This window comes from Pyxidicoccus caerfyrddinensis (assembly GCF_010894405.1).
GTDB lineage: Bacteria > Myxococcota > Myxococcia > Myxococcales > Myxococcaceae > Myxococcus > Myxococcus caerfyrddinensis.
In genome coordinates, this window is record NZ_JAAIYA010000007.1 from 287,403 (window position 1) to 306,110 (window position 18,708).

General features: G+C 73.7%; 9 protein-coding genes. All 9 read left to right on the forward strand.

Features of this window, described 5'->3' with window-relative positions:
* Positions 1-128 precede the first annotated feature (128 nt).
* A complete protein-coding gene (locus tag G4D86_RS18995; RefSeq protein WP_275899124.1) occupies positions 129-1,913 on the forward strand; it encodes a S53 family peptidase in 1,785 nt (594 codons plus the stop codon).
* 143 nt (positions 1,914-2,056) lie between these two features.
* Entirely contained in the window at positions 2,057-2,833 is a 777-nt protein-coding gene (locus tag G4D86_RS19000) for a hypothetical protein (RefSeq protein ID WP_163995385.1), read from the forward strand.
* Positions 2,830-3,636 carry a hypothetical protein gene (locus G4D86_RS19005; RefSeq protein ID WP_163995386.1) on the forward strand — a complete coding sequence of 269 codons (807 nt, stop codon included), beginning with the start codon at positions 2,830-2,832 and terminating at the stop codon, positions 3,634-3,636. Before G4D86_RS19000 ends, G4D86_RS19005 begins: the two co-directional genes overlap by 4 nt.
* 97 nt (positions 3,637-3,733) lie before the next feature.
* Positions 3,734-5,056 (forward strand): DcaP family trimeric outer membrane transporter, encoded by a 1,323-nt coding sequence (locus tag G4D86_RS19010; RefSeq protein ID WP_163995387.1) that lies wholly within the window; start codon positions 3,734-3,736, stop codon positions 5,054-5,056.
* Between the two features lie 108 nt (positions 5,057-5,164).
* On the forward strand, positions 5,165-6,445 hold the full coding sequence (locus G4D86_RS19015) for a RodZ family helix-turn-helix domain-containing protein (protein ID WP_163995388.1): 1,281 nt from the start codon (positions 5,165-5,167) through the stop codon (positions 6,443-6,445).
* A gap of 224 nt (positions 6,446-6,669) precedes the next feature.
* Positions 6,670-9,876, forward strand: a complete 3,207-nt coding sequence (locus tag G4D86_RS19020; RefSeq protein WP_163995389.1) for a poly-gamma-glutamate biosynthesis protein PgsC/CapC — start codon at positions 6,670-6,672, stop codon at positions 9,874-9,876.
* A complete protein-coding gene (locus G4D86_RS19025; RefSeq protein ID WP_163995390.1) occupies positions 9,873-12,509 on the forward strand; it encodes a hypothetical protein in 2,637 nt (878 codons plus the stop codon). The genes G4D86_RS19020 and G4D86_RS19025 overlap by 4 nt, the downstream gene beginning before the upstream one ends.
* On the forward strand, positions 12,506-13,642 hold the full coding sequence (locus G4D86_RS19030; RefSeq protein ID WP_163995391.1) for a hypothetical protein: 1,137 nt from the start codon (positions 12,506-12,508) through the stop codon (positions 13,640-13,642). Before G4D86_RS19025 ends, G4D86_RS19030 begins: the two co-directional genes overlap by 4 nt.
* A gap of 6 nt (positions 13,643-13,648) precedes the next feature.
* A complete protein-coding gene (locus G4D86_RS19035) occupies positions 13,649-18,667 on the forward strand; it encodes a hypothetical protein (protein ID WP_163995392.1) in 5,019 nt (1,672 codons plus the stop codon).
* Positions 18,668-18,708 lie beyond the last annotated feature (41 nt).

Sequence of the window (18,708 nt, forward strand, 5' to 3'; positions counted from 1 at the left end):
ACAGTTGCACACCCTCCGCGTCGCACCCACCTTCCCTCCGGCAGTCATGCCGAGGGCCCTCCGAGAGGAGGGCGGGATGGGAGGCGGCCGGCCGGTAGGGGCGCGCCGCACGGGTGGGGGAGCACATCATGAGAGGAAGCATCCTTGCGGGCCTGCTGGTCCTGACGGTGCTCGGCGCCGCCGGCTGTCGTGACTCGGACCGGCTGGTGTCCGTCGCCAGGCCGAGCGGCACCAATCCCGACGAGCCGGTTCCACAGCCCGCGCCCACGCCCACGCCACAGCCGGAACCGCCGCCACCACCGCCACCTCCCGAGCCGCCGCCACCGCAGCCGCCTCCGCCAGACCCGGACGCCCCGCCGCCGGTGGGCGACCTGGACGAGACGCCCGCGCCCACACCGGACGGCGTGCCCGGGCCCATGCCCGGCGTCTACACGGACCTGGGCCCCGCGCCCAACACCGACCTCATCCGCGCCCTGGTGGCGCTGCCCATCCGCAACCGCTCGGAGCTGGAGGCCACCCTCAAGGACCTCTATGACCCGAAGAGCGAGCGCTTCCGCCGCTACATGACGCCGCAGCAGTGGAACGCCCGGCACGCTCCGTGGGAGCAGGACGTGAAGCTGGTGACAGACCACCTGCAGTCGGTGGGCCTGAAGGTGGAGCGCGTCGCCACCAACCGGCTGCTCATCCACTTCAGCGGCACCGTGGCCCAGTTCAACGCGGCCTTCGGCGTCCAGCTCATCATCCTGGAGCGCAAATCCCCTCAAGGCGGCAATGACCCGCACAACGTCTACGGCCTGCCGCCCAACGTCGAAATCAAGGCGCCGCAGTACGTGAAGGACCGCATCGCCTCCATCGTCGCCGTGGACCTGCCCCCCGAGCCCGGGCCGCTGCCCGGCGAGTTCGGCGAGGTGCCCACCCATCAGCCGCAGCCCATCACCGACGGCCTCACCCCGCAGCAGGTGGCGAGCGCGTATGGCATGGCGCCACTGTACCAGCGCGGCTTCCGCGGCAAGGGCGTGAAGCTGGGCGTCGTCATCGGCGCGGGCTTCCGGTGGAAGGACCTGCGCGCCTTCTGGAAGATCTTCGGCGTGCAGCGCGCGGACCCCACCGTGGTGCAGACCATGGAGGCGCCCGGCACGCGCTACCGCGAAGGGCAGCTCGACGTGGAGTGGGCCAGCATCATGGCCCCCGAGGCAGACGTGTTCGTCTACATGGGCCCCGACGCCCGCAACACGTCGATGATCTACACCTTCAACGAGGCCATCGCCCGGGGCGAGGTGTCCGTCATCACCGACTCGTTCGCCCACCGCGAGGACTCGGAGCCGAAGGCGGTGCACGAGCAGTACAACGCCTCCGCGATGATGGCCGCCGCGCTCGGCGTCACGGTGGTGGCGGCCGGCGGTGACTCGGCGGGCGTGGACGTGCCCTCCTCCAGCCCCTACGTCACCTCCGTGGGCGGCACCCAGCTGAAGATGAATGGAAACACGGTGGCCAGCGAGGTGACCTGGCTCTACTCGGGCTCGGGCATCAGCGCGACGTTCCCCACGCCCGCGTGGCAGCAGGGCCTGCCCAAGCCTCCGACCCGCCGCGCCGTGGCGGACGTGGCCCTCAACGCGGACACCGGCTACTGGTACACGTGGCTGGGCACCACCAGCCCCAACACGGGTACCTCGTTCGCCTCGCCCGTCTTCGCGGGGCTGGTGGCCGTGGTGAACAGCGCGCGCGTGGCGGAGAACAAGCCGGTGGCCGGCTGGCTCAACTCGACGCTCTACACGACGCCCGCCGTCCAGGGCACCTTCCGGGACATCACCGTGGGCGTCTCGGACCGGGGGTATGTCTCCGGACCCGGCTGGGACATCCCCACCGGGTGGGGCGCCCCCAACGCGCTGGGCCTGTTCAACACCCTGCCGTGAGACGGGGCTTCCCCCTCTGGGGGAGCCCGCAGGAAGCGCCTCCCCCACCCCGAAAGATCCGGGGTGGGAGCCCTTCGTTCGGGGCCTGATCCGGATCAGGCCCGTCCTGGGGTAACGTGCGCGGGTCCAGGAGGGCTCGCCAGGTGTCTTTCACTTCCCGGTTGGAAGGTCTGCTCCAGAACGTGGGGTTGGGCGGTGTCGTGGGTGAGGTGCGCGCGCTGCTGGGGTATGCGCGCGAACCGGATTCGCCGCGGAACGAGGCCGTGAGGCCGGCCCCGCCGCCGCGCGCGTCGGCGCCGGCTCCAGCGCCCGCGCAGACCGTGGTCGAGCGCACGCCTCGCCCGCGCCCCGTCGCCGAGGCCGCGGCTTCAGAGGCCGTGGACCCCGAGGCGGAAGCTCCCGCTCCCGCGAAGGCCGCGCCCGCCCGTCGCGCGAAGGTGAAGAAGGCCCGTGCCGCGAAGGGTGCGAAGGCCCCCGCCCGCGACGGCGCGGAGGCCCCGAAGGCGCGCAAGGGCGCGGCGTCCCGAAGCCGCGCGAAGCCGAAGAAGGCCGCGCGCAATGGAGGCGAGGCGGCCGCGCCGCAGGACGCGTCCGTGGTGGTGGCCCGGCTGGTGGAAGCGCTCAAGGCGCACCCCCGGTACGAGGCGCTGCTCTCCGCGGGCCGGCAGAAGGACCAGCTCGTGCGCTCGCTCATCCCGCTCTACCTCGCGCGCGCCGTGGAGGCGGACGTGGAGGTGACGTCGGGGACCATGTCGCGCTTCTGGGGCGAGCTGGGCGTCACGTACGCCGCGCCCAACGCCGCCAAGGCGCTGCGCCTGCACAGCGGCTACGCGCAGGACACGAAGAAGGGCAAGGCGATTACGCCCCGGGGCATCCAGTACGTGGAGGAGGCCCTGAAGCGCGCGGGTGGGGCGGCGTGATTGCGCGCGCGCTCGTCGTGGCGGCCTTCGCGCTGGCACTGGCGTGGGCGCCCCAGGCGCGGGCCGAGGAGGCCGTGGCGCTCATCTGGAAGGGCTCCAAGAACAAGGCGGACGTGGAGTCGCTGGAGCCCACGTGGAAGCAGCTCGAGACGCTCCTCGCCGACGGAGGCGTCGTCGTTCCGGAGGGCTTCCCCACGCTGGTCCAGAGCAACACCGTGCGCGGCCTCAAGCCCGGGTTCTGGGTGTGGGTCATCGGCTTCTGTCCCGCGGACGAGGGCGGGCGCGCCCTCGAATTGCTGAAGCTCGTCGCGCCCGACGCCTACTCGCGCGACGTGAAGGTCCCCGCGAAGAAGCTGGCCTGCCCGAAGACGGAGGACGCGACCCTCCAGGCCGACTCCCACGAGTTCAAGCTGCCGGAAGGCCGGATGCTCCGCGTCCTCACCTACGAGGAGTCCAGCGAGCCCGAGGGGGACGAGCCCGGCGACTCGTACACGCGCACCCACTATCTCTTCGCGCTCACGGACAAGTCGGGGGCGCTGCTCGACACCGGGGACGTGGTGGGCCAGGAGCGCTTCTCGGGCGACGTGCGCAAGGGCCCCCTGGGCTTCGCCTGCCACGTGTCGGACATCACCCGCGACAAGAGCGGCGTCGTGGAGTTCGTCCGCTCGTGCTCGGCGATGGTGGCGGAGTGCGACTCGGTGGTGAGCGCGGACGAGGTCACCCGCCTCACCGTGTCCGGAGACTCGCTGACGCGCAGGGAGCTGCGCCGCAACGAGCAGCGCATGGACTGCGCAGAGGAGTAGTCGACAGCCTCGCGGCACCCCGGGGCGTGGTGCTGCCCCGGCGGTGACTCCGCATCCTCTCCCTCCACTTCCCCCTCGGAAGCCGGGAGCGGGCCCCATGCGGAGCGTCGGCCAGGTGGTGCTGTGCGCCCTGTCGCTCGTCGCGGACGGCGCCCTTGCCTTCCCCTCCCCCGGCCCCGCCGACACGGCCTCCGACGCGGGCACGGCCCCCGACGGGGGCACTCCCATGGCCGAGGAGGCCATCGAGTCCGAGCAACCCGAGCCGCCCACCACCGAGGCGGAGCCGGAGGAAGTCCCGGGCGCCCTCATCGACCCGGACCTCACGGGCATCGTGGTCAAGACGGGGCCGGCCACCGAGGAGGACCTGAAGCGCGGCTACGTCACCTTCCGCGTCCGCATCAAGGTGGACCTCAACTACGACTTCCGACCCATCACCAACGAGGAGGACTTCGTCGCGTCCTCCATCCCCATCGGCTCGCAGCTGCGCGGGCCCAACCTCAACTTCAACGCGAAGCAGAGCCGCCTCTTCTTCGAGGGCGGCAAGCTGTCGCGGCTGGGGCCGCTCATCGGCCACGTGTCCGGCGACTTCTACGGCGAGGGCTCCAGCGGCGGCGACTTCCGCGTCTACGAGGTGTACGCCGCCGTCGGCCCGTTGCTGACGGGACGCAAGTGGTCCACCTTCATGGGGCTGGAGTCCATTCCCGACACGCTCGACTTCCAGGGGCCGGGCTCCATGCTGGCCGCGCGGCGGGAGATGCTGCGCTATGGCCCCACGCTGGGGCCGCTGCTCGTGCTGCTGTCGCTGGAGCGGCCGGAGCCGGACATCACGCTCGCCGACGCTGAAGCGGAGGCGGTGCGCACGCCCCTGCCGGACGTGGCGGCCGCGCTGGAGTGGAGCTTCGGCGCGGGGCGCAACCTCCGCGTGGCCGGGCTGGCGCGGTGGTTCTCCTACTACGAGCTCGAAGGCGATACCGGCGACAACGCGTTGGGCCGCGGCGTCATGCTGAACGGGCTGTGGACGTGGGCGCCCTCGAAGTGGCGCGCGTCCGCCCAGGTCCACTACGGCAGCGGCCTGGGCAGCTACATCAGCGACCTGACGGGACAGGGGCTGGACGCGGTCGTCGTCGCACCGGGACGGCTGGAGCCGGTGACGTCGCTCGGCTTCTACGTCGGACTCGAGCCGCAGTGGACGGAGTGGCTCGCCTCCACGTTCGCCTACGGCTACCTGGACGTGTCCCCGCCCGCGTCGCTCCCCAGCACCACGCTGGAGACGACGCACTACCTCTCCGGCAACCTCAAGGTGCGGCCCATGCGCTCCTTCGAGATTGGCTCCGAGCTGCTCTTCGGCCGGCGGCAGGACCAGAACGGCCGCGCGGCCAATGCGGTGCGCCTCATCCTGTCGACGCGCCTCTTCTACTGACGGCCCGCCAGCCGTGGGGCGGACGGGCGGGCGACCGCCCCGTGGCCCGCTCCGTGCCGGACTCGGTCGAAAGAATGGTCGCCACCGGTCGGCTGTTCGGTTTCGTCAATGACGACGACCTTCCCCAAGCGCTCGCTCGCCCTCTCGTTGCTCCTCCTCGCCGTCGTCGGCTGCACCGGCGGCGCTGTCGGTGGTGGAAGTCCGACCGACGCGCCGGGTGCCGTGGAGTCCCCCGCGCCCTCCACGCCGTCCCAGCCGGTCTCGGGCACGACGCCTGAAACCTCCGTGCCCTCGGTGCCAGAAACGGGCTCGGAGACGGGCTCGGAGACGGGCTCCGGCGAGGCCACCCCTCCCACGCCGGAGACGTCGCCCGCGCCGCTCACCCAGTGCGCGCTGCCCGCCGGTCTGCCCGTCCAGCAGGGAAGCCTGCGCACGTGGCTCGGCACGGTGCCCATCACCGCGGCGAAGAGCGAGGGCTTCCGGGAGCCGGGCGGCACCGAGCTCACCGCCTTCGAGCGCGCCTTCCGGGAGCTGCTCGCCACCGGCGCCTCCGCGGAGCGCGTGCTGGACTTCGCCCAGCTCGGCTACTCGCTCTCCACCTACCGTGACGACGACAGCGGCCATGGCTGGCTCGTCCTCGCGGACACGACCCCGGGCCGCGGGGGCGGCACCTTCATCATCAACCTCGCGCCCGCGCGGGACTTGTGGCTGGAGACGCCGCACGCCGACTCCGACGAGGGCACCCTGCGCCAGGGCGCGGAGCAGCTCGTGGCGCTCGGCGCCCGCGCGCTGCTCATCACCGGGTCCAACCGCTGCGCCGGCGCCGCGACCAGCCCGTGCAGCGGCACCACCGGCGTGTGCGGCACCACCGGCCTGCGCATCTCCGACACCGCGCACTACGCCAACAACTTCTTCACCTCCGCCCACCGCGCCCTGCGCGACACCTTCCCGGCCGGCATCGCGGTGAGCGTCCACGGCATGGATGTGGAGGGCAACGGCCCCGAGGCCGCTGTCGTCAGCGACGGCACCTCGACGGACCGCGCCGGCTCGCTGTCCGTGCGCCTGCGCGACGCCCTCAACCAGCACCTGCCCGCGGGCCCGCGCCGCGCCTTCTCGTGCAACGCGCCCGACGACTCCGGCAAGCACCGCACGCTGTGCGGCACCACCAACGTCCAGGGCCGCATCGACAATGGCGCCGGGGATGCCTGCTACGCCGACGCCCTTTCCGCCAGCGACCGCTTCCTCCACCTGGAGCAGTCCGCGACGCTGCGCGGCACCGGCGCCGCGGCGGACGCCGTCATCCAGGCGCTGGCCGACACCGTGCCGTGCTCACTTCCGGGCAACGGCCTGGGCTGCCCCGTGGCGGCCAGCTCCACCGCCTGTCTCTGATCCACCCGGGCGCGCGGTGCGTGCACTCCATGTGCCGCTGAATCGCTGACGCACGCGCTTCCGCGCGCCCAAAGACTCCCGGCTGCACCTTCGGGCGGTGGCACTGTCCACCGGCCAGCAGTCGGACGTGTCCCGTCGGTTCCCTGGCCGACGGTACGCACGTCCCCGGGAGGGCGTTACTGGCCGGTGAGAAGAGGCTCCTTAGCTTGGCGCGGAGCGACGTCATGGCGCTCTTCTCCACATTGACCCTGTTTCCGGCCTACAGCCTCGACACCTCCATTCTGGCGGCGGTGCTCGTTGGCGTGCTCATCCTCGCCCTGCTCACCGAGATGTTCGGGTGGGTCTTCGTGGGCCTGGTGGTCCCTGGCTATCTGGCCTCCGTCTTCGTCATCCACCCGGAGGCGGGCGTCACCGTCGTGGCGGAGGCGATGCTCACCTACGCGCTCGCGCTGGGGCTCTCCTCCTGGGTGAGCCGGACGGGAGCGTGGAGCGAGTTCTTCGGAAGAGACCGCTTCTTCGCCATCGTCCTCTCCAGCGTGCTGGTGCGCGCGCTCAGCGAGGCGGTGCTGCTGCCGCACGTGGGCCGCTGGCTGGATGCGCGGTGGGGCACGTCGTTCGCCCTGGACCGCAGCCTGCACAGCATCGGCCTGGTGCTGGTGCCGCTGACGGCCAACGCCTTCTGGAAGCTGAAGCTGCGACGCGGGCTGTGGCAGGTGGGCGTGCCGGTGGTGCTCACCTACGCGCTCCTGCGCTTCGTGCTGCTGCCTGCCACCAACCTGTCCTTCTCCAGCCTGGAGCTGATGTACGAGGACGTGGCGCAGGACTTCCTGGCCAGTCCCAAGGCCTACATCATCCTGCTCACCACGGCGCTGCTGGCCGCGCGCTTCAACCTCAACTACGGCTGGGACTTCAACGGCATCCTCGTGCCGGCGCTGCTCGCCCTCACGTGGCTGGAGCCGGCCAAGCTGGTGGCCACGCTGCTGGAGGTGCTGCTGCTGGTGGGTGGCACCCGCGCGCTCTTGGCCATGCCGGGCCTGCGCACCCTCAACCTGGAAGGACCCAGAAAGACGGTGCTCGTCTTCTGTCTCGGCTTCGTCGTGAAGTGGGGTATCGGCTGGGCGCTGGGCGGACGCGTGCCGGGGCTGAAGGTGACGGACCTGTTCGGCTTCGGCTACCTGGTGCCCACGCTGCTGGCGGTGAAGATTCTCCAGAAGAAGGCCGTGGCGAGGGTGATGCTGGCCACGGTGCACACGTCGCTGGCGGGCTTCCTCGTGGGCAGCCTCGTCGGCTTCGGCCTGTCGCTGGTGGAGCCGCGCCCCGCCACCGCGCTGCCCGCGGAGCAGCTCACCGCGCGGGCGCCGGGGCTGGGGCTGGACAAGAGTCCCCTGGGCGTCATGGCGCTCGCTCGCGCCACCGCGCGTGAGAACGACGCCAGCGGCGTGCCGCTGCGCCGCCGCAACAGCGAGCTGCGCCAGTACGTGGCGCTGTGGCGCGACGTGGGCACGTGGCTGGAGTCGGGCGGCATCGAAGGAGAGCGCACGGTGCGCGAGCGCGCCCAGGCGCTGGGCCTGGAGCTGCGCGCGCTGCCCAACACGCCCGCTGGAAGGCCCGAGCGCTTCGCGCTGGTGGAGCGCGAGCGCGTGGAAGGCAAGCTGGGCTGGGACACCGCGGTGCTGGTGCCGGGCGCGCCCGGGCCCGTGCTGGAGGTGCCTCGTCCGCTGACGGAGGCCCCGAGCGCCGAGGCCGCCGCCGCCCTCTGCGAGCGCGTGCGCTGCCGCGCCATCATCGCCAGCGGACTGGACACGGTGGGCGCCGGACTGCCCACGGGTGACGCCCTCATCGAGCCGGACGCGCCCCTGCGCAACGCGCACGTGGCGCTGTCCTCGAGCGAGCGCGTGCAGGTGCGCGCCGACGCCGCGCTGGCGCCCGGCAAGGCGCAGCTGCATGTGCCGGGCGGCCAGGTCCCCGGCGCGCTGGAGCGCCTGTGGCCCGGTACGACGGTGACGGACGTGGCCCCGCCCGAGCCCGGCCAGTCCTGGGGCGAGGCGCGGCTGAGCGTGCTGCGCGCACACCCGCATGACCTGGCCACGATGGCGCTGGAGGGACTGCCGGAGCTGCCCGCGCCCCTCACGCAGGCGCAGGCCCGCGCCGCGCTGCTGTCGCCCCCGGAGTCCTCGCCGTACGCGGAAGGGGCCGCGCCGCAGCCCTCCGACGCGGAGCTGCTGGTGCTGGAGCAGCAGGTGGCCGCGCCGCTGCTGGGCGGTGGTGGGACGACGGTGCCGGAGCCGCTGCGCGCGCGCTGGGCCGCGGCCATGGCGGGCCTCATGGGCATGGAGGTGCGCCCCGTGGAGGGCTGCGCCGACAGCGGCCCCTGCTGGTGGGTGACGGACACGGAGGGCCAGTCCGGCCGCGCCGGTGCGGCGCTGCTGGTGCGCCCGGGCGCGGGGACGCTCGCCTTCGGGGTGCCCGCGCCGGACCGTGAGCAGGGCACGCTCGCCGTGGCGCTGGAGGCGTGGCAGGAGGCACGCGGCCGCGCGCTGGTGGTGGCCATGCCGGGCGCTTCCGCGGAGGCGCTCCACCCGGCCACCCAGGGCCAGCTGCGCACCACCTTCCAGGCCTTCCACCAGGCCGTGCACCGCGCGCTGCCCGAGGGGAGCGGCCTGGTCCTCCAGGTGCGCGGCTACTCGGGGCGGCCCGCCGTGAATGCCGACGTGCTGGTGGACGTGGGCGGCCCGGTGCTGCAGCCGGACCAGCGCCCCGCGGACCTGGAGCGGCTGCTGGCGAAGAGCGGCCCGCTGGGCTGGCTGTCCTCGCGCGTGCGCTACCACGACGGCTCGCCGGAGCTGGCGGGCTTGTCGGACGCGAGCCCGCAGGCGGCCTTCTCCCGCACCTTCGGCGGGGCGCGCGTCGCCACGCTGTGGCTGTCCGAGCCGCTGCGCGGCGCCTTCGTCGGCCCTCGCCTCGTCGCCTCGGAATTGGCCCTCGCGGGCCTGGCGAAGCCGGCGCCGGCCGAGGACACCCCGCTCCAGGCGCTGCTGAAGCCCGGCTTGCAGGTGTCGACACGGCCCGTGCCCGCGGCGCTGCAGGAGCGCTTCGCCGCGCTCACCGCGAGCGCCGAGCGCTACGTGCTACAGCAGAACGTGCATGAGCTGCGGATGCTGGCCCGGGCGGGCCGCTCCGGCGCGGTGACGCAGTCGGTGCGCGCGGGCTACAGCGCGACGTACGGACTGCCCTGGCTGGTGGTGGAGGCGCGGCAGGGGCGGCACGTGCTGCGCGGCGTGTACTTCCTCCAGCAGCACCCGGCGCCGCAGAAGCGGGTGGACCTGGTGGCTGGAGTCGACGGACTGGAGGAGGCCGTGGACGAGGCCCTGCGCCACCGCAGGCCCGTGGTGCTCACCGGCGAGCTGACGTCCTCGGAGGGACGGCGATGAAGACGAAATCTCGCGCCCTGCTGGCCCTGGTGGGCCTGGTCGTCACCCTGGGACTCATCTACGCCGCGAGCGCCAGCGTGGTGAAGAGCGCCGGCTCCACCACCGCGCTGCGCGACGACAAGTTCGCCCGTGCCGAGCGGCTCGTCTTCTACCGGCTGAAGCCGGGCGAGGAGATGCGCGTGAAGGTGCCCTCGGACGCCGAGGAGCTCCGCGTCGTCTCGCACCTGATGCTGCCCGAGGGCACCACCTACGGCCCCGAGCGCCAGTACCAGTACGGCCTCAAGGTGCTCTTGCGCGGCCCGGACCAGGTGCTGATGGAGAAGCCCCTCTTCACGCGCACGCGGCAGAGCAAGGCCCAGCCCCAGGAGGACGGCACCTGGCTGCAGGAGAGCGCCTTCGCCACGGACCCCAACGTCCAGGTGACGGACGAGCGCGAGTTCCTCGTGCGCCTGCCGCCGCCACCGCGCCCGGAGCCGGCGGTCATCTACCTCAAGCCGGCGGGCATCCACGGCACGCTGCTGGTGCGCGTGTACGTGCGCACCCAGCGGAGGCTGCCGCTCCTGTCCTCGCAGCGCGCGGACGACCTGCGCGCCGAGGAGCGCGTGGAGCGGACCACCTTCCTCCCCTTCGAGAAGCTGTCCGCGGCCACGCGGCACAAGCTGGCGGAGGAGAAGTGGGAGCGGCTGAGCGCCGAGGGCGAGGCCGGCACCGACTACTTCATCGAGCCCGTCTACCGCACCCCGTTCCGCCTGCCGCTGGTGGAGGTGGCCGAGTCCGCGCAGGAGCGGCTGGGCGCCGGCAGCGCGGTGGCCCTCAATGTCACCGGCCCCACGCAGGCGGTGCTGTGGCTGTGGAGCACCACGCCGGACACCGAGGGCGGCACGCCCACGCCCGCGGGCCCCGTGACGGTCCGCGCCCTGGGCCCCACTGGTGCGGAGCACACCTGGGACCTACCCGCGCTGAGCAGCGGCGCCCCGGTGTCGCACGTGCTCGACGTGCCGGAGGGCCTGCACACGCTCTCCCTCCACAACGTGGGCAAGGAGGACCTGCGCTACACGGTGGAAGGGCCGGCGGGTGCCTGGCTCGCGCCGGATGAACTGCGCCCCATCGCGCAGCCCGACGCGCGCATCGCCTGGCTCCCCGACACGCGCCGCACCGAGGCGTTCGTCACCGGCCCGGGCTGCGCCACGCTGGAGCTGGACCTGGACACCAACATGGACTCCGCGGGTCGCCTGCTGCGGCTGGACGCGCGGCGGCTCGGCGTCACCGGGGCCGCGGGCGAGAAGGCCTCGGACCTGCTGCTCACCGTGCTGGACGCACGCGGCAAGGTGATGGACCAGACGCGCATGGACGTGGCGGCCCAGCCTGCCACCTTCGAGAGCGCGGACCTGCCGCAGGTTCCCGGCCAGCTGCTGCCCTGCTCCGAGGCGCACGCAGCGGCCACGGGCGCGAGCACGGGTGAGGTGACGGACCGGCCGATGCCGGTGTCCGTGCCCACCAGCGCGCGGGTGTTCCTGCCGGCCGGAGCGCGCAAGGTGCGGCTGCACGCGTCGAAGCCGACGGCGGTGTTCCTCTCCACCTTCCTGCAGCCCCAGGGCGGGCTCGCGGGGCTGGCGCCGTACCTCGATGACGGCCTTCAAGGCGTGCGCTGGCGCAACGCGCCGCTGGACCGGCGGACCTGGTACCCGTTGCGCCCGGCCAACGTGACGGAGCTGACCCGGCGCGGGGCACGGCTGGAGCTGCTCAGCCAGGTGCGCCTGGAGCCGGAGGGACTGGAGACGGTGTCCGCGCCCTCGGGCACCACGGTGGTGCTCAAGCCGCTGGGCAGCCCCGACACGCAGGAGGTGCTGGAGCCGGTGCAGGGTGCCGCGGACGCGACGCGCGCACTGTCCACGCTGCTGACGCCGGGGCGCGCGGTGCGCACGCACTTCGACGTGCGCTCGCCGTCGCGGCCGGAGCTGCGCCTGTCGCTGGAAGGCGCCGAGGGCCTGGGCAGTGAAGTCGAGGTGGTGCTGGACGGAGAGCCGGTGCACCGCTGGACGCTGCGCTCCACCCGCGCTCGCGAGCTGCTGCCGCCGCTGCCGCCGGGTGAGCACGAGGTGATGCTGCGCACCACCGTCGAGGGACTGACGGCCACGCTGAACCGGCCGCCGGTGGCGGGCAGCGGGCTGGGCGCCCGCACCGTGTACCGGATGAACGGCGAGGGCCTGAGCGTGCCGGTGCGCAAGCCGGGCCCGGGCGCCGTCACCGTCAACATCGTCGTCTACACGCAGCAGCCGGAGAGCGGCCCGCAGCAGCGCCTGTCGGTGACGCTGGACAACGGCCAGCCCCACCGCCGAAGTGGCGTGCTGCTGCCCCGTGTCACCCGCGCGGAGCGGGTGCTGCCGCTGCCGGCATCTTCGCGTGCACCGGCCACGCCCGCGGGCCGCCCGCAGGCGCGCTGGTACGCGCGCACCGTGTCGGTGACGCTGGGTGAGGACCTGGCGCCGGGCCTGCATCACGTACGCGTGGTGCCGCAGGGCCTGGGGGACGCGCCGCTGTGGACGCGCTTCTTCATGTTCGGCCACGAGAGCAGCGAGCAGCCCACGCAGGAGTGGAACCGCACGGGCTGGGAGCTGGAGGACGCGCTGTGAGCCGCTGCCTGTTCCGAGGGGCCGCGCGCTGGCTGGCGGCGGGTGTCCTGGCGGCGCCCGGCCTGGCACCGCTCGCCATGGCGTCCGAGCCCGTCGACAGGCCCGTCTCCAAGCACGAGGAGCCCACGCGCACCGCGCCGCGAAGCACTTCGGAACAGGACGAGGAAACCGTGGGCACTGAGTCCGGCACGGACGGAGCGGCCACCTCCGCCTCCGAGGCGGACGACGCCACCCCGCCGGTCCGCCCCATCAAGGGCTGTGCCCCCGACGCACGCTTCGCCGGACTGTGGCCGAAGCTGGCCGACGTGAAGTTCCACCCCACCACGCTGGAGGAGCGCGCCGCCTTCGCGAAGCTGCTCCCCGCGCTGCTGAAGGCCGCGCCGGAAGCGACGACGCTGCCCGCGGGTGCGGAGAAGCTGGCCTCCTCCGTGGGCTTCCGCCTGGAGGTCTGGCAGGGGAAGCATGACACCTTCTGGGTGCTGCGCGAGAAGCCCGAGCGGCTGCGCGGCGCGGGCGCCTACGTCATCCGCACCGGGCCCGCCACGGACGACGTGGTGCAGGTGCCGCATCCCTGGTTCGACAAGGGCACCGAGGGCATCGGCGTCGGGCTCTTCACCTGTGGGCTCAAGAGCGAGCGCCCTCGTATCTTCATGACGGCCACCGCGCACCGCTACCACGGCAGCCCGGGCGAGACGCCCGAGGACCCGGAGCACCCGGCGGACGTCGCGCACAACCCGGACCACCTCTTCCAGGAGGTGACGAACCAGGTGGCGCGCACGCTGGCCGCGCCGCGCGTGGTGCAGCTCCACGGCTTCGGCACCGCGAAGGCGGAGAGCGGGCTGCGGGAAAAGTCTTTGATTGCAGTGGTCAGCTCCGGCACGCGCGAGCCCACGACGTGGGCGCGGCGGGTGTCGAAGCGGCTGGTGAAGTTGTGGGGTGAGGGAGTGCGCCTGTACCCGGAAGGGACGCAGGTGCTGGGCGGGACGCAGAACGCCCAGGGTCGGCTGCTGCAGGCTTACGATTGCGCGCGCTTCCTCCATCTCGAGTTGTCGGCCCAGGCCCGCAAGTCCCTCTCCTCCGGAGAGCGGCTGGCGCGGCTGGGGCACGTGCTGTTCGCACCCTTGGAGGATTGAGCGCCGATGTTTCCGCTTCGACGCCGCACCCGTCTCGTCTCGCTGGCAGGGCTCGTCGCCCTGCTGCCGGTGGCAGTGCTCGCCGCCTCGCCGTCGGAGGCGCTCCGCTCGGTGGAAGGACTGAGCTGGGAGCCGCGCCCGGTGCGCGCCCCCGTTCCCACCGCGGACGTGCGCGCCGTCGCGCCGTACGTGCCGGACGGGGTTCCGCAAGTCACGGGTGCCGTGGAGGTGGGGCCGGAGCGCGGCGCCGCGCTGTGGCTGGGTCCGCTGGACGTGGCCCGCGTCACCGGCGCGCCCGGCACGCTGCGCTTCGTGCGCGTGCCCGTGGCGACGGACGCGCAGGGCTCGCACCTGAGACTGGAAGAGGAAGGCGTGCCGGAGAAGCCCGGCCGCTGGTACCTCGCCGAGCCCATGGGCCCGGGCAGCATCTGGGTGGTGACGGCCACGAAGCCCGGCCGCGTCTGGGTGGAGCGTCCCACGCCCTTCGAGACGACGCACACCGACGAGGCCATGCGCGAGGCGCTGCTGCGCTGGGTGGACGGCCAGGGCTCGCGCCCGCCCCTGCCCTTCCAGGCGTCGCTGCGCACGCGGCTGGATTTGGACGCGGAGCTGGAGGCCGCGCTCGCGGAGGGCGTGCCGGAGAGCGCGCCGCTGCGCACCGCCCTGCGCGACTGGCGCAAGGCCGCGGCGCTGCGCGAGTGGACCCAGGTGTCCCCGCTGCGCGGCCCGAGCCTGCGCGTCTCCCGTCCCCGCCCGCCCGGCGCGGAGGTGTCGCTGGAGGGAATGGACGCGCCCTGGGTGCGCCCCGAGGAGGGCACCGGAAGCTGGGCCGTGGAGCTGGAAGGCCCCGGCGTGCTCGCGCTGGAGGTGCGTCCGGTGCTGCAGGGCACGGAGACGCCGCCCGTCGCGGTGGAGGTGCGCAGTGAGGGCGCGACGCTGGCCCTCGCCGACGTGGCGCCGGAGCCGGCCTGGGTGGAGGGCGCGGCCGACGTTGCGCTGCCCGAGGACCGCCGGCCGCGCCTGCTCCCCACGGGAGAGCGGGTCGGCATCGAGAACGAGGTGCGCGTCGCACTGCGCCCGGGCAAGCACGCCTACCGCGTGTTCTGGGACGGCAGCAGCGTGCTCCTCCGCGCCCGCGTGGTGTCGCGCCGTCCGAAGCTGGGCGAAGCACTGGCGCACGAGGCGACCTGGGTGGACCACGCGCGCAAGGCGTGGGACGCGGTGAAGGCGGAGGCCTCACCGCGCGCCGCGCTGCTGCGCCGTCAGCTCGTCGTGCTCGCGCCGGAGCTGGCCTCGGGAGATGCCGGACTCACCGCCGTCACCGACACGAAGGACCTGTCTCCCCTGCTCCGCGCGCTGGTGGCGCTGGACGAGGCGAGTGGAGACCGGGTGCCGGAGGCGGTGGAAGCCCTTCGCGCGCTGGAAGGCAAGGCGGCCCCCACGCCCCTGGCCTGGCACCTGCGACTGCGCGCTGCGCGGATGCTGCTCGACATGCGGCAGACGGACGAGGCGCACGCCCTGCTGGGCACGGCGCCGTCCTTCCCGGAGCCGGGCTGGCTCGCCGCCGAGGCCGCCGGGCTGGTGTCGCGGCTCCCGCTGGGAGACCCGCTGCGCAGCCGCGAGCTGGCCGCGCTGGAACTCGCATGGCGTGCCGAGCCGCTCTCCGAGGAGATTCGCCGCCGCTACCGCTCCGCATGGTGGCGTGCGAGCCGGTGGTCACGCGTGACGCCCACGCCGGAAGAGGACGCCCCCACCCTGCTGCCCACGCGCTGGCTGGACGTGCAGGCCATGGATGACGACGAGGGCACGCCCGCGGGCGGTGCGCTCTGGCCGCTGACGCCGGGAGCCACCACCCACGTGCACGCCACCGGCCCCGCCGAGGCGCCGACGCTGCTGCGCGCGTACGTGGTCGCCCCATCTCGAGCGGGCACGCCGATGGTGCTGCGCGTCGGCGAGCAGGCCTTCCCGCTGCTGCCTCTGGCCGCGGTGGAGCCCGTGGAGATTGCCCTGCCGCCCGGTGACCACACCGTGCGCCTGGAGGGCGGAGCCGACGCGCGCGCCTTCCTCTCGCTGCCGCCGACCGGGACGCCCGGCGCGGTGGCGGAGGTCGGCTACATCCGCACGCAGTGGCCGGTGCGCGTGGGCAAGAAGGCGGTGCGATTCCTGGTGCCGGACGCGAAGCTGCCCACGCCGGTGCGGCTGCAATTGCGCGGGCTCGGGGATGTGTCGAAGCCGGTGACGCTGCGCCTGCACACGGACGTGGGCCGGCCGCAGAAGCTGGTGCTGATGCCGGGCCGCGCGGGCTCCAGCCACCACGCGCTGGAGGGCGCGGAGGGCACGTCCGCCGCGCCGGTGTCCGCGGTGGTGATGCTGCCGCCGCTGGCGCGCGAGGTGTGGTTCGAGGTGGAGGGCAAGGCCCCGTCGCTCGTCGCCTCACTGTCGGTGCGCCGGAGTGCGGCGGGCTCACTCGACGCGGTGGCGCCCGCCGTGGCGCTCGCGGGGGCCTCGGCCATGGACACGCTGCTGACGCTGTCTCGCCGGCTGCGCGATGCGCCAGAAGACGCGGAGCCACGGCTGGCCCGCGCGGAGCTGCTGCTGTCGCTGCAGGAAGACGGCTTCGCCCGCGCGGACCTGGTGCCCCTGATGAAGGACCAGCAGAGGCTGTCGCCGGAGCAGTCCCGGCGGCTGCTCGCGTTGCTGGGCCGCCTGCAGGACGACTCGCGCGAGGGCGTGCGCTTCAGCCAGGCCATCACTGCGCCCACGCTGATGTCGCCCGCGTACTCCGTGCTCCCGGGCGCGGAGAAGGAAGACCTCACGGCGCGCGTGGCGAAGGCGCGCGAGGTGGGCACGAAGCGTGCGCTGGAAACGCTGACCGCCGACGGCACCGGCACGGTGGCGAAGCGCTACCTGCGCGCGCGCTGGCTGGCGGCGTCCGGCCAGGACGAGGCGGCGGCGCTCGCGCTGGTGGCGCTGTACCGCGAGACGGGCCTGCCGCAGGTGGGCCTGGAAGCGCTGGGACTGCTGGAGCGCCTGGAGTCCTCCTCCAAGGCGTGGAGCGAAGGCGGAGCCCCGCTGGGCGCCGCGCTGGCCGCGCAGCTCGAGGGCTGGGCGGACCACCCGCGCGTGCGCCACATGCGCGCGCTGGCGGGACGCTGGACGCACTGGGAGCGGCTGCGCGACGCGGAGCAGGCGGCGGGCCTGCTGGACGCGCTCGCCGACGGTGACCCGGAAGAGCCGGAGACGGGAGACACGGTGCGCAAGGCGCTGCTGGCGCCGCCGTGGCCGCTGGAGCAGGGCCGGCTGTTGCCCTCGGGCCGCTCGCGCGTGCTGAGCATGGACGTGCGCGAGCCTCGTCCCGTGGGTGCGCAGGTGCTGTGTGGCTCCACGCCGCGCGTGGGCGTGGACGGCCCCCGGCCGCCGTGCACCTTCGCGCTGCGCGTGGACGGCCGCACCGTCGTGGAGCAGCAGGTGGAGGACGGGAAGACGGCGCTGCTCACCTTCGTGCTGGACGCGCGCGGCCGGCACCAGGTGGAGGTGCTGCACGGGCGCAACGCGACGCCGGCCCTCGGCCTGGTGCGCTTCGTGGACCCGTCCGTGGCAGGTGGACAGGCCGCGCTGTCGTCGCAGCAGCCGCTGACGTTGCTGCGCAGCAAGCCGGGCACGCCGGTGGTGATGACGGTGCTCGGGCCGGGCGCGCTGCGCATCCAGGCTCGCGCGGTGTCGCCCCAGGCCGGACGGCACGTGCTGCTGTCCAGCGTGGTGGTGCCCTCCGGTGACGGCACGGGCGGCGCAGGCACGGAGGACGGCCCGCCGGTGCGCCTGGGCCTGCCGGAGGACGCGGACCCCACGGTGACGGGCCTCGCCGGTCCAGTGGGCCGCGCGGGTGAGACGTGGCTGCTGCTGCCCGGCAAGGGCCCGCACCAGGTGCGCCTGGAGTCCCCCGAGGGCGAGGCGCTGGTGCGCGTCGAGCTGGGCGTGACGGAGCCGCCGGCTGCGGCGCCGGGGCGTTGGTGGGAGCAGGCGTCCTCCGGGCTGGAGCCGCTGCCATGGCCCGCGCTGCCGCCGCGCCTGTCGCTGCTGCCCGAAGGCGTGCCGCCCGCGGAGGCGCCGCACGGCCTGGGGATGATTTCCGCGGAGCTGGCCTTCCGCCGCGAGGAAGTCGAAGAGGGCGAAGTCATCGGGCGCCCGCTGCGCTCGGGCATGGACGTGCGCCTGGGCCTGCGCCGCGAGCTGGTGGAGGACCGCGCGTGGCTGCGCTTCGAGCCCGAGGCGCGCTACCCGGTAGGCCAGCCCACGGTGTTCGGCGCAAACACCAACCTCTACCTGACGCGACTGCCACTGAGCCTGCGGCTGAACCTGCACGGCGCGTTCTTCACGCAGTCGGTGGAGGACACGCTGCGCTGGAGCGCACGCGGCCGGGCCACGGTGGACCGGTGGGTGCGGCTGAGCCCGGACCTGGGGCTGGTGCCCTCGCTGGGTCTGGCGGTGGAGACGTCGCACGGCGGCTCGGCGGTGGATGCGGACCGGTATGACCAGAGCGTCTTCTGGCGCTACGGCGAGGACCACCCGCGCCGGCTGATGCCGAAGCTGACGCTGCGCTGGCAGCCCTTCCAGGACCACGTGGGCTCGCTGGGGACGTTCGCCACCACCAACGCGGACCTGGGCACGCTGGACCACGCGGGCGGCGCCGCGAAGTGGGCGGCCCTGCTGGGAGGGCCGCTGCGCGGCACCCGGGCGGAGCTGGGCTACGAGCTGACGTACCGCATGCAGGACGAGCACCGCGCGCAGGCGTACCTGAGGCACCGGGTGGCGGGCAGGTTGGATTGGAACGTGTGGGCGGGGACTGGCAACCGGCTGATGCTCTTCGCGGAAGACCGGGCGCTGCTGTCGGACCCCTTCGGGTTGCAGAACGTGTTCTCCGTGGGCGCGCGCTGGGACTGGATGGGCGGCCGTGGCCTGCGAGACATCACTCCTCCCGAGGAGGAGTTCGAGGAGCTGCTCGATGCAGGACGTTCGCTCGACTGAAGTGTCCTCGGCCCAACGAGGCGGTGGTCCCCGGGAGCATC